General features: G+C 42.0%; 12 protein-coding genes. 6 read left to right on the plus strand and 6 right to left on the minus strand.

The genetic code is table 11. The annotated features are described in order from the left end of the window. The first annotated feature begins 158 nt into the window (after nt 1–158). The 3 genes from JN178_RS17480 (at nt 159) to JN178_RS17490 (ending at nt 4,152) form a co-directional block, all read left to right on the plus strand. Entirely contained in the window at nt 159–1,148 is a 990-nt protein-coding gene (locus tag JN178_RS17480; protein WP_202262615.1) for a substrate-binding periplasmic protein, read from the plus strand. A gap of 111 nt (nt 1,149–1,259) precedes the next feature. Further along, the gene (locus tag JN178_RS17485) at nt 1,260–2,138 is read left to right on the plus strand and encodes a dienelactone hydrolase family protein (RefSeq protein WP_202262616.1); all 879 of its coding nucleotides are present in this window, start codon (nt 1,260–1,262) and stop codon (nt 2,136–2,138) included. 289 nt (nt 2,139–2,427) lie between these two features. Further along, a complete protein-coding gene (locus tag JN178_RS17490) occupies nt 2,428–4,152 on the plus strand; it encodes a diguanylate cyclase (RefSeq protein WP_202262617.1) in 1,725 nt (574 codons plus the stop codon). A gap of 77 nt (nt 4,153–4,229) precedes the next feature. On the opposite strand, the gene JN178_RS17495 is transcribed toward JN178_RS17490, so the two are convergent. From JN178_RS17495 to JN178_RS17520, 6 genes are all read right to left on the minus strand, one after another. Further along, nucleotides 4,230–4,952 carry a hypothetical protein gene (locus JN178_RS17495; protein ID WP_202262618.1) on the minus strand — a complete coding sequence of 241 codons (723 nt, stop codon included), beginning with the start codon at nt 4,950–4,952 and terminating at the stop codon, nt 4,230–4,232. A 199-nt stretch (nt 4,953–5,151) separates the two neighbouring features. Next, on the minus strand, nt 5,152–6,414 hold the full coding sequence (locus tag JN178_RS17500) for an alpha/beta hydrolase-fold protein (protein WP_202262619.1): 1,263 nt from the start codon (nt 6,412–6,414) through the stop codon (nt 5,152–5,154). 143 nt (nt 6,415–6,557) lie between these two features. Then, entirely contained in the window at nt 6,558–7,133 is a 576-nt protein-coding gene (locus JN178_RS17505; protein ID WP_202262620.1) for a GrpB family protein, read from the minus strand. Between the two features lie 678 nt (nt 7,134–7,811). After that, on the minus strand, nt 7,812–8,207 hold the full coding sequence (locus JN178_RS17510; protein ID WP_202262621.1) for a DUF6326 family protein: 396 nt from the start codon (nt 8,205–8,207) through the stop codon (nt 7,812–7,814). 137 nt (nt 8,208–8,344) lie between these two features. Next, on the minus strand, nt 8,345–9,241 hold the full coding sequence (locus JN178_RS17515) for a LysR family transcriptional regulator (RefSeq protein ID WP_202262622.1): 897 nt from the start codon (nt 9,239–9,241) through the stop codon (nt 8,345–8,347). Nucleotides 9,242–9,377: 136 nt separating this feature from the next. Further along, entirely contained in the window at nt 9,378–10,007 is a 630-nt protein-coding gene (locus tag JN178_RS17520; protein WP_202262623.1) for a class I SAM-dependent methyltransferase, read from the minus strand. A 164-nt stretch (nt 10,008–10,171) separates the two neighbouring features. Here JN178_RS17520 and JN178_RS17525 point away from each other — a divergent pair, with 164 nt between their 5' ends. The 3 genes from JN178_RS17525 to JN178_RS17535 all read left to right on the plus strand — a co-directional run bounded on the left by JN178_RS17525 (nt 10,172) and on the right by JN178_RS17535 (nt 13,284). Continuing rightward, entirely contained in the window at nt 10,172–10,708 is a 537-nt protein-coding gene (locus JN178_RS17525; RefSeq protein WP_202262624.1) for a hypothetical protein, read from the plus strand. 633 nt (nt 10,709–11,341) lie between these two features. Next, entirely contained in the window at nt 11,342–11,899 is a 558-nt protein-coding gene (locus JN178_RS17530) for a GbsR/MarR family transcriptional regulator (protein ID WP_159627473.1), read from the plus strand. Between the two features lie 11 nt (nt 11,900–11,910). Continuing rightward, nucleotides 11,911–13,284 (plus strand): cytochrome ubiquinol oxidase subunit I, encoded by a 1,374-nt coding sequence (locus JN178_RS17535; RefSeq protein ID WP_202262625.1) that lies wholly within the window; start codon nt 11,911–11,913, stop codon nt 13,282–13,284.

Genomic DNA, 13,284 nt, shown 5'->3' on the forward strand with positions numbered 1-13,284 from the left:
ATTGCGCTACTTATCTTTACGCCACATTGTGAAAAAACGTTCATCTAGTATTTGGTGTAACTAAGAAGCAAGCTGTATTGCTTTTATGCAATTTTTGAACAAAGCTTGACGTAGAATACGTACGAATCTGTACAGATTAAGTCAATGAGTAGCCAGTAATGATGTATCTTAGTGTCGGTCATTTCGATGTAGCGCAACGGCCTATCGTCAACAGTCTTTTGCTGTTGAGCTTGTTTTTTACTTTTACTGTCATCGCCTCCACAAATGCCCTAAGTGCCACTACCACTCAAGAAATTCAGCAGATAAAAATAATTCCAAGCAGCAAACTCGATTTTCGTTCCCACAAATATTATTCATCACTTCTTAAACTAGCATTGGATAAAACGGCACAAGAATATGGAGACGCGAAACTCGTCGAGACAGCCGGAACGATGATGCAAGACAGAGCATTTAGTGGTCTGAACTCAAAGAGCACTATTGACGTATTTTGGTCTGTTACTTCTGCGTCGCGCGAAGCACAGTCAATTCCAATTCGAGTGCCATTACTAGAGGGCATTATGGGTTATCGCGTATCACTCATTCGAAAACTCGATACTCATAGGTTTGCAAATGCTAATGAATTAAGAAAACTTATAGCGGGTCAAGGTCACGATTGGCCTGACTTGGAAATCTTAAGTGCAAATGGGTACCTTGTATGGGGAGCGAGCGATTATGACTCGCTTATAGATTTATTGCGTAAGAAAAGAATCGACTATTTTCCAAGAGCAATTAATGAAGTGGTGACAGAGTACAATTACCATCAAGACCCCACTTTAGCCATTGAATCACAATTTCTGCTGCACTATCCCTCATTTATGTTTTTCTTTGTTTCGCAAAACAGTCCTGAGTTAGCAGAACGAATTGAACGAGGTCTTCAACTAGCAAAAGCAGATGGAAGCTTTAATGACCTATTTGACCAGTACATTGACCTGGCAATACTCAATGCGACTCTTGACCTTTCAAACAGAGCGGTATTAACGCTTCAAAACCCCTTCCATTCGATAAAAACAAGACAACTTAGCGAATGCTTTAGATACGAAGGACCAATAGCGGCTTTGATAGATGAGCGCGCTCCTTTGTCAGAAGCAGCTTGCGCATATTTAAAATAGTAACTTGTTTGTTGGGCTGTTTTAATTAACTACTGTCTAGTAAAGTGACTTGTGCTTAGGGCTATTAGTAGCGTTTTGCTTACCTTACCTGAACAGCTATGGAGTACCGTCATGTGTGATGAAAAAACCGAATTAGATATTCAACAAAACTTGAATGAATCCACGTTGAATCGTCGCGACTTTAACAAATTACTCGCGTTAGGCGGTTTGGCATTAAGCTTTCCGCAATTCGCTATTTCAAGTGACAACGTTCAGTCCAAAGACGTTATTGTTAACACCCCCTCCGGTAACGCTGATGCGTATTTTGTTCATCCGCATAAAGGTAAACATCCTGCGATATTAATGTGGCCAGATATTAAGGGGCTTCGTCCCGCTTTCAAACAAATGGCAAGACGCTTGGCAAGCAGTGGTTATGCCGTACTTGTAGTAAACCCTTTTTATCGTGACGTTACAGGGCTAGCACTACCAGAAGAAATTAGTTTTCCGTCAAAAAAAGCATGGGACATTTTAAGAGGTTATCGAAAACGCTTAACTACCAATGCGGTTACTGAAGACGCCAAAGCATTCTTTGCATTTTTGGACAAACAACCAAACGTAAATACAAACGTTGGCGCCGCAGCAATGGGATACTGTATGAGCGGTGCTTTTGTTATGCGCGCGGCAGCTGAAATGCCAGACAGACTTAAGGCCATTGCCAGTTTTCACGGTGGTGGACTAGCTACCGATACACAGGACAGTCCACACCACACTGTAGTCCGTTCAAAAGCCGCAGCATTGCACGCCATTGCTGAAAACGATGATGCCAAAGCACCTGAAATGAAAAAGCTTTTGAAAATGGCGTACAACCAGGCTCAACTTGAAGCAGAAATCGAGGTCTACGAAGATACACTGCATGGATGGTGTCCACCCGACTCACGAGCATATAATGAGAAGCAGGCTGACCGCGCATGGGATAGAGCGCTTGAATTATTTAATAAACATCTAGTTTAGTCTTTGTGTAGAGGCGATGATTATCGGTGTAGCGCTTTTAATGACATAATCGAGTAGGTCATCACTAACTTCTTCACAGAAGTAAGGCGCCGATCACAAATTATTACTTCCTCAATGCCAGTAATTCAGTTAGTTTAGTGACATTAGCCGCGGCGAGACCAACATTGTTATACAACCGTTTGTTTTGCCAACTTGCTTAGCCACTTCACATTAATAATAACTATTTGGCAGCACGTTACACCGGACGTTTAAGTGCTTGAGAGTGTTAACAATGCATTTAAGATGTCTGTTGCTTTGTTTAATTTTCGGTTTACTGTCGCTACCTGCACATGCGGTTGAGCGAGACCAAGCTATTATCGATTTATCGCAACATAAAGCTCTTACAGCTGGCAAATACGCCAACTTTTTTCAAGAATCTTCCGCCCCCCTTACCTTACAACAAGCAATCGAACAGTTTGATTCTACGCCTTTGAAAATGGGAAGTGGCCAGTCATTGTCGCTAGGTATAAGCGTAGCGCCCGTGTGGCTAAAAGTGAGGCTATTGCTTCCCGCCAACGAAGACCCGTTATATCGCATAAGTGTAGAAACACCTTGGCTTGACCATATTGATGCGTGGCTTGTTCATGAAGGACAAATTCTTCGACACGTGCGCGGCGGCGATGCGTTGGCCTATTCAGATAGACCCATGCAATATCGTTACTTTGCCTTCGAGTCATCAATGCCAGCGGGAGAAACCGTACTTTACATGCGTGTTGAAACAGTAGGCCCCATGGCAATTCCCTTGTATATCTCAGAGGCGAAACTTGCTACTCAACGCGATGTATCGAGTGGTTATCAGTATGGTTTTTTGTACGGCATTATGGTTGCCCTCGCTATCTATAATTTAATTATTTATTTTAGTATTCGACATCGAGAGTACGGGCTTTACGCGTTATATCTTTTGGGTTTTGTGGCCAACAGTCTCTCTTATACCGGGCAGCTTCATACGTGGATTACCCCTGATTGGGGCCCTTATTTTCAAGATTGGATGGATATCTTCTTGATGATCACGTATTCAATTGCCGGGTTACATTTTGCGCGGGTGTTGTTAAATACGCGTCTTTACGCCCCGCTTCTAGACAAACTTACCATAGGCGTTACTGTCGTTATTCCCATTGGCATGCTTATAAGTGCAGCGTTAAATCAATTGACCATCGCGTTGCTGCTTGCTTTTATTCTTAACAGTAGTTTTGCCGTTCTGTTCATTGTGCTAGGTCATCAGGCGTTGAAAAACGATGTACCGGCAGCGCGCTTATTTCTTATGTGTTCAGTAACCGCAGCCACGTGTATCTGTATATCAACAGCGGCAGTATGGGGTTTAGTGCCTTATAACGATTTCACTTTCAAGCTCATAGAACTCGGTGTGGCTTTTGAGGCAATTTTCTTGGCGTTTTTGCTTGCCCAGCGTTTTAGATTAGCAGAAATAGACAAGCAAATTGCTGAGCGCAGTGCACGCCAAGACGCGCTTACGGGGCTGAATAACCGTACGGGGTTCGAGCATTTAGTTTACCCAGTGTGGCATCAACTTGTTCGCAGAAAAAGGGATTTATCCTTAGTACTGATAGACATTGATCACTTCAAAAATATCAATGATCTATACGGGCATGCGATAGGCGATGAAGTACTACGCTGCGTGGCAGCACTGCTTGAACATGGTAGCCGGCGTGGTGACATTATCGCGAGATGGGGAGGCGAAGAGTTTCTACTATTTCTTCCCGATACAAACGAAGCACAGGCTAATACGCATGCTAAAAGGCTGCGGGTTCTGATAGAAGACGCCGTTATTGATAGTGGCGAAGCGAACATACAATTCACCGCAAGTTTTGGAGTATGCGGCACGAAAGACGGCTTGTTAAGTGAAACAAAGTTAAACGATGATGCATTAGAACATATCATCAACCTTGCCGATAAAGCACTTTACGATGTTAAACAATCGGGAAGAAATAGTGTTCAAGTTGCAAGTGAAGTGCTTTAGGCAAAGAAATAGCGTGTTTTAATACGAAATCGTGCAATGCAGAGGCGATGTACCTGCCTCTGCAATACTTTTTAGAACTAGGTTGGCGTAAAGGCCATATTCATTGACTGTTGTTTTTCGGCTTTGTGCACGTTAAATACAATAAAAAGCAAAAATGTAGAATACAGTGACGCTAATGTAACAATATACCCAGAAGCATCGACCCCGCTTGTAAATACCATGCCACTAATAAGCGCAATAGGCGTATAAGATACACCGTTTTTCCAGTGTTTTAGTAACGCGTACCAAATCTGCTCCCCTTGATGGCGGGAAAGGCTCAAGCCTTTACAAAAATGGGCTAAAACGTACGGCATTATCTGAGTAACAAAAACTAACACCCCTGCTAGCACTACGCTTATTGCCTCCATTGCGCCAAATTGCATATTGTTAATGGGCATACTTGCTGCCCCCACCTGCTGCAAGGCTTGTGTTATCCAACCCGCAACCCCCATTCCCACCATGCTTAAAGCAAAGCAGCCAATTAAAACGGGAAGAAACAGCGACTGTTGTAAGGAAAGCTCAGACAATACGCCGCTTAATGACCCCGTTCTGAATTTAGTGGTAACCACACACACTACAAGCGAAATTAGTGCGATATAAGCCGTCATCTTAAGGGCAAATAGCTCAAACGGTATGTTACATATCAGGTAGGACAATAGCCCTAGTCCAACACTGATAGCTGGGTTTTCAACGATAAACTGTGCCATATCCTTATAGGCCCGAGCATGTTCTCGGTAAGAGAGTTGTGTATGAATATGCATTGGGTCGACCTCAGTAGCAGAATCGCAACTATAGCGGTCAGGTTGAACAAAAAAAGTTAACTTTGCCCCATTAGGTATGCCAAATGAAACAAAGGTATCACAAACCATACGAAGAGAAAGTGATTGTCATAAGAGGCTGGCGCTTTCTGCGTAAGCGAAACCATAAACACAAAGCGATGAAAACACGTGCTTAATTAACTTATTTCTTTGTAGATTTAAGGTTGTTCAAAGCCTCTTCAAAAATCATCACTCTGTGATCGTTATTTCTTCGGGCTAATTCCAGCGCTTTCTTACGATGTTTTAGCGCCATATCCTTTTCGCCTTTGGCCAAATACAAATCAGCAAGTGTGTCATAAGCATTACCAGAGTGGGGATACAAAGACAGCCAATACTGCACAATGGCTTCAGCCTCAGTGTAGCGTTCTTCATTTATTAAAACGTACACTATGCGTTTTAAGCGATTTCGATTGTAAAATCTTTCACCCTTGGGAAGCGCCATAAAGCCATATTGCTCACTCAACTCAGAAAAGTGAGCTTTAATATTACGAAGCGTGGCGCCATTTTCCCCAGCAACAAAATTGCGATAGTTAACATCCCATCTCTGAGCAGGAAAGATAAGTTCAAACCCTGACATTATTGCTGGCAAAACCGCCGCATAGGACTGCTTGTCGATTAATTCCCATTTGAACGAGACCTTTTGGGGCAAATATGGCGACAATGCTCTTTCTAGCTTTTCGTAGTCATCCACAATCTTAGGGTTACGAGCCGCGCCACCTTCCGGCATTGATATATATAGATATCGCTTGTCTTCTGGCTGCTGCCTTACCGACTCTATTACTTTGTCAAAGATTGTTTCTTTACCGTAACCAACCGCTTTAAAGTCCGCTTGATTAATGACTATGTAACCAGAAAAAAGATGTGGCTGTTTCCAGAAGCTATGTAAGGTAAAACTTGCAGAAGGAGACAGTCCTATGAGCACTTTGAAGTTCGCTATTCGGTAGTTCTCTTCCAGAAAAGGGAGAACCTCATGTTGAATGAACGATAGGTATTGATCTTCTTTTCCACCAAACCACAAAGGATCACCGTTAGCGTTTATGGGTTTAGGGGTCATGTCTCTTCTGGTATCAGGTGCATTTTGAATGCCCACAACAATCGCCTCTGGCATTTGACTGTTCATCGCTTGAAATTGTGCAAATCCAGAAACACTGTGAAACAGCAATTCGCCATCTAGAACAACAATAAGCGGGTATGTAACCTTAGAGCCAGTTTCCAAATAATTGACCGGTAGTGAAACATCAATTGTCCGCTTCCCCTTCAGACTGTGCGACTCTATGACATGTCGAGATACATTACTAAATGCGCTTTGGCTTTGTGAATTATAAATATCGTGCGACTCATTGGCGTTAGTTTTTGAGGCACTAACCAAGATGGTAAGGAAAATCCCAAACGTAATATAGCGCATCCGTTACTCCACGTAGGCAATTAGTAGAATTGCTTTTTAATAGCAATCTCTTAGGTCTCACTACCTTATCGATAATTGGTCTGGGTTAAGTAGAAAATAGATGAATACGCGTTTTTGAAGGATTAAAACGCGCATTTAAAGACTTAAGCCTGGCTTTGGGACTTTTCCCAAATCCGTGCATTTATCATAATCAAGTCACACACTGGATCTTTGATTTCACAGTAAGCGTCTCTATCAAATCTAGTGTGCTTAGATAACGACTGCTTCAATCTGGCATAGGCTGTCGCCGATTCAGGATGATTTCTCAGAAAATCTCTGAATAACAGCGCATATTTATAATTTTTAGCACCTACTCTTCGAATATGAATGTTCGCTTTAAAGCGCCATCGATGAGTTACCCCCTGTAAGTAAATTTTTTTCCATTCATTTTCATCAGATTCGCTTGGCGGCAGGTGATCTTCACTTAGATAAGCGCTTGAGAAACCAAAGTCTTGTAAGGCAGCGTTGATTACTTCGCAAACCTCATCTGAAACTTCTTTTACGCCGATTTGAATATCAATGCGATCTTTGGACGGCATATTTTGAATGGCGGTAGAACCAATATGCTCGATGCAAACAGCTAGTGTGCCCAAGGCGAAGCTTAGATCTTTTTTTGCCTGTTCAAATTGTTTAAGCCAAATTTCCTGATAGGGAATGATATCAATAGGGTCGCGTTTCATTTTCATTCTAAGGGGGTTCAGCCAATAGTGTTTGGACAAAAAGTCTAGGGGGAATGGTAGCCATGTCAATACTATGGTGATCACAATATCGTTCTACTTGTGTTCCTCCATGCATTTATGCATAACTTATATACACCTTTAGCGATTATTCAAAAATGAATTTGATCATAAAATCGTCCCTCGATAACTAAATTGGGGCGTAGAAGTGTGATTTTTTTTAATAAAGTAGATGAGAAGTCTTTGTTATCTACACTTTGGATAGTGGCGGCAGTAAACCATATAATAGGTTTTACGCTTTTGACGCCCCACTCAACATTCAATATTGAGAGCATGGCAATTAGCCTAATGAATGATACTTTTAACCTCTTGCTTTATTTGCAGCTTGGGATGAGTATAGCGAGCAGGTTATGTTCAACCAATGCAAATGCAATCAGTAGCTTTTTTGTCTCAGTAATTTCTTTGGGTTTTCTATTTCTGTCACTCGAAATGAAAATTCATGTGATTGTGCATACATTTATAAGTATTATGACTTTATCCTATATTATTTGGGTCGCATGTTTGCAGACTTTTGTAGGCAAGTGGATACTCATTTTGACGCCTCCAGGTAGGTGAGACCAAACATTGGTCTTTAGCGTGTGGTGTTATCACACGCTTATCTTATTTCAGCCCCCAAAACACTCAATCTTCTCGTCTAATTAATAATTTGATATTCCCATAAAGAATAAACGCAATAGTCAGACTTTTGAACGCGGCAAATGCCCAATCATCCATATCGTGGGGAGACTCAAACCAAATTCCAGCAAAAGTTGTAATGCCAACAAAAATACTTAGCTTGCAGTAATTTCTAAGTCTTAGAAAAAACGGCAATACAAACATCAGCAGCGGCATTTGCAGTACGAAAGCGGCGATAAAAAGTGTGTACTCAGATACTTGCACCCCATTGGAAAGTCCTAAATTCATGTTTTCGATTACACCTGGTCGAAGAAACTCGTGGATGTCTCGAAAAAGCGTGTTGAATAGAACGAATACCCAAAGCGATGAAAATTGCAGTTTTTGATTAATTGAATTGTTCATTAAATACTCCCTAAGTCAAAAGGGCATTTTAATGAATTTATTGGGGAGAGATTATGTCTATTAACGTATAATTCTCATGCGTTTTTTTATGTTGGAACTCCCGCATAAAAGCGGATTAATCTGACTCAGGTTTAATCTCAAAGTTTTGATTCAATCAGAAGTTCGGCAAAGAAATCGAAAACAAGCTTTATTCGTTTAGTACTGTAGAGCGCGCGCGTTGTTACCAACCATGTGGGCACGGTAAAGTTTCCGTTCGGAAGCGGTATCTCAACCAACTCCGGCCAAAAGCTTGCTGTTATGTTATCCATTAGCCCAGCTCCAATACCGCGTTTGATCGCTTCAAATCCAAAAACACCAACATTAGAGGTGCACGCGATATTCTGTTCACTCAGTTGCAGTCCAACGTTCGCATAATACATTAAAGAGGCATCTACGTTGCCATATCCCACAAATGGAAGATCAGCGAATTTGTTGTCTGCTATGCAGAGTTCGTAACTCTCTGCAATATCGGCGCGCGCAAATAATCCTGCGCTCACACCAGCTGCGCGACGAACTACTAGGTCTTGGTCTTTTGGTTCTACATGACGAATAGCAATGTTAGCTTGGTTTCCTATCAAATCCGCAGTGCCATCAGACGCATGCACATCTACAGAAAGTTCAGGAAATTTCTCTCTTATTTGTTCAACAAATCCCGGCAGATGGTAGGTACACAAAGCGATACTAGCCGAAATGCTCACTCTGCCATAAGAACTCTTTTTCTGTTCGGACACTTTAATAGATATTCCAAATGCTGCTTCACGCATGGCCACAGCCATGTCAATTAAAGCACGCCCGCCTTCTGTAATCACCAGTTTGCGCGAGCTTCTTTCAAAGATCAGAATTCCTAGTTGTTCCTCCAGTGCAGATATTTGTCTGCTAAGCGTTGGTTGGGATTGCTTTAGTAGTTCGGAGGCGGCAGAAAAGGAGCCTGACTCATAAACAGCCAGAAGAGTTTTAATTTGATTCCAATCAAATGAAACATCTCTCCATTCCATTTTTAACCCTTGAACAATAATGAGTGATGCATTTAATCCGCGACTATGAAAATCATGCTAGCTGGCTTTGCTTGAATTGTCTATTGCGTCTAATAAAATTGAAACCACAGCGGGCATTGTTATTCGCTGACTGTTCCTACATAGACGCCTTTTGACATACGATGAACATACTTTTGTCGGACGGACTGCGCCAACTTTCAAGTATTTTGAATCCAGCGGTAGTTAGCTCATCTACCCATTGAGAAGCGCTAAAAACATGAATGTAAGGTATTTTTCGGAATATTTTTGAAATTGCGTTGAAAAAGTATATTAGGTACGGAGTTCTATCTGCAAAGCAATGTGTTGATGAAACAAAAATACCGCCAGGTTTAACTGTTTTGTAAATTTCCTCTAGCAAATTCCCACGGTTGTCTAGGAGGTGAATTAAATTAAGTGCTAGCACCATATCAAAAGATCCTATGGAACATGCTGAAACGGCATCCTGTTGAATGAATCTAATGTTGGTCTGCTGCTTCTCAGTTACTCTTCGTCGTGCAATCTCAATCATTTGCTGTGAGTAGTCAGTCGCAATCACATAGCCAGCATGTTCCGAATGGGATAATGCTGTCATTCCTGAACCACATCCGAGCTCTAGTACACATGATTTGGAAGTCAGATAATGACGTGTTCGTTCCAATTTTTTTTCATAGGCGTGCATGTCTTTTATAGGTTTCACAGCATAACTTTTCGCGTGTTTATTCCAGAACGTCTGTCCATCTGTATTCATAGTGGCACTCAATTTACATTGCTAACTCTCACAAGATTGTAAAAGTAAAACTGCAGCCCGTTAACGCATAAATTAACATAGATGCTATGCAAAAATGTGTATGCACATAGGGTCCATTTACCTCTAGACTGGCGGCGTTTTTTTGTACAGTTGAAGGTAATCTCATGAAAAAAAAGTTTATTCCACTTATTTGTCTGTTCGTCTCGCCGCTTTCCTTAGCGGATTGGTCTATTGGTTTAGACTATGCGGTTTTGAAAGACGATTATATTTTGTCCGATGAGTTTTCATCCAATATTCTTCTTTTACAGGGAGGGTATCATTATCCGATCAACGAGCAATTTTATGTTTCAACTCAGAGCTCTATTCTACTGCATTCTGATAGTGAACAAGGTATATTTAGTTTTTCAGATTTTGAAAGCGATATCGATGAAATCAAACTAGATTCGTTCTTCAGTCAAGACATTCGTATGGGGTTTAATGTAACTCAATCATTTTCGGTTTACGGTGGACTTGTTTACGCTGATGTTTCGCTACTATTCTCTGGCGCCGGTTCTTTGATCAGTAAGCGCGAAGAAAGCGCCATAGATATTTTGTTCGGGCTTGAATGGAACCCTATAAATAAAGTGTTTTTTGATGCATCTTTTTCGGATACAGGAGATCTTGGAAGCGTACTTAAATTTGGTATCAAATACCGTTTGTGATCGCGTACAAAATCACCGGAGAGCTTTGACATCAAGCTATTTAGAGCCCTTCAGAGTCGGATCGTTAATTGCAACTCATTGTGCCTTGACGTTTAAATTTTGCAGTATTCTAGTTGAAAGCTTTCTGTTGATTTTTTACCGCATAAAATTGATTAAATCGCTGTGCTAGTGATTCATAGCCTAGCGTCTTTCTCCGCCTTTAATTTAGCTGTCTTGCGACACCAATGAGCTTTTGTTGACTGCGCAAATAAGTTATTGTTTTTTTGGCGAAATACTGCCTCGACAAAAACCCTTCTCTACACTATTGAGAGGAACCGAAACTATGCTACGTCTCAGTGATGTGCCAACGCGTTTTTAATATTGGCACACATATTCAATTTATTTTTAGCCTTTATAGCGTTCAAAATGATTTCGGCAGATACCATTTGCGTACATATCAGCCTTTCAAGCAAATTTGATCAACTCACCCCAGTAATCCAAACCCACCTAATGTGAGTCTTATCACCATGAGTGAGATTGAGAGAAGATCTATCAACCTTCATGAGAATCCACAACTAAGACAATAAATGTTGATCTAAATCAAACCACATTATAAACTTTCAGTAATTTCTGAAACTTCAGCAGGTAAAAAATATGAAGATGACTCCGCTTATCACGTCTGCGGTTATGCACTTTGGGGAAATGGGTAGCCGATGGGGTTTTAATCGCACTGTTGGGCAAATATTGGCGCTTATTGTGCTGAATGAGGAGCCCATTTCAGCACAGGAAATTGCTGACGCACTGAATATTTCTCGTGGGAATACTAGTATGGGCCTCAAAGAATTGCAGTCGTGGCGCTTAGTAAAACAGCACCTGGTCCCCGGTGAACGCAAAGAATTCTTTGTTCCAGCCGGTGATATATGGACATTGGCTAATCGCGTTTTTGAAGAGCGAAGAAAACGAGAAATCGACCCTACTATGAGTTTGCTGCGCGACCTTCTTCTCGACACGCCAGCAAATGAAAAAGAAGCCAATGCGCAAGATAAACTGAACGAAATTCACGATTTACTCGAATCAATTACGGCATGGTCTGAAGAACTTCAGAATCTTGGGCCTGAAAAGCTAAATACGTTGATGAAGCTTGGCGCTGGTGTAGGCCGCATGCTTGAGCTTAAGGATAAGCTTCTTCCGGGGAAAAACAGCGTTAACTAAGGGGGCCTTCTGTGGATGCATTCTTGCTGTCTCGATTACAATTTGCGTTAAATATTAGTTTTCATATTCTCTTCCCAACCATCACTATGGCGATGGGATGGTTTTTGTTTTATTTCAAAATGCGCTCTAACCTGTCTGGTCATCCCGTTTGGATGCGCATGTACCGATTTTGGGTCCGTGTGTTCGCATTAAGTTTCGCCCTAGGTGTTGTAAGTGGCGTAACCATGTCATTTCAATTTGGCACTAACTGGCCGGGATTTATGGAAAAAGTGGGCAATGTGGCAGGTCCATTACTTGGCTACGAAGTACTTACCGCCTTTTTCTTGGAAGCGACCTTTCTCGGTATTATGCTTTTTGGTATTCGCCGCGTGCCTAATTGGCTGCATACCGCTTCAACATTGATTGTTGCTATTGGTACGACAACGTCAGCGTTTTGGATATTGGCACTGAATAGTTGGATGCAAACGCCGCAGGGCTATGAGGTCATCGACGGCGTGGTGTATGCCACCAATTGGAAAGAGATTATTTTCAACCCTTCATTTCCTTACCGCTTTGTACACATGATGCTGGCATCAGGCCTTACCGCTAGCTTCTTAATTGCGGGGCTTTCAGCCTACAGAATGCTTAAGGGCGATAATAAGCTAGCGCCAAAACTAGCACTCAAAACGGCCACTTATACTGCTGCTGTGCTTATTCCTTTGCAAATATTTGCAGGTGATATGCATGGTTTAAATACCCTTGAACACCAGCCTCAGAAAGTCGCAGCGATGGAAGGCTTATGGGAAACAACTGAAGGCGCGCCTTTGCTTTTGTTTGCCATTCCCGATGAGAATGCGAAGGAGAACCACTTTGAAGTGCCTATTCCTTATGGAGCAAGCTTAATACTGACTCACGAACTAAAAGGCAAGATAAAAGGCTTAAACGAATTTGAAGGAGAGCATCCTCCCGTTGCGCCTGTATTCTTCGGCTTTCGCGTTATGGTCGGTATGGGCATGCTGATGTTACTTGTTTCATGGGTTGGTAGTGTTTACTTACTACGCAATAAGCCGCTCCCCACTTGGCTTAAGCGCACTTTTGCGGGTATGGCATTTAGCGGATGGGTTGCCACACTTGCGGGTTGGTATGTCACTGAAATAGGTCGTCAGCCTTACCTTGTCAGTGGCGTCTTAAAAACAAGTGATGCCGTTACGCAGTTGCCACCCAGCAACATTGCGCTGTCATTTACCCTATATGTGGTTATTTATTCGGTATTGCTCGTGGCGTACATGGGAACCTTAATGCTGATGTGTCGACGTGCGGTAGAGATTGAAGAGATCACGACTGAAGAGCGTGAAATCGCAAAAGCGAAAATGCAACCTACGAACCCAGACCCAGCAACGGTATAA

Source organism: Alteromonas sp. KC3 (assembly GCF_016756315.1).
GTDB lineage: Bacteria > Pseudomonadota > Gammaproteobacteria > Enterobacterales > Alteromonadaceae > Alteromonas.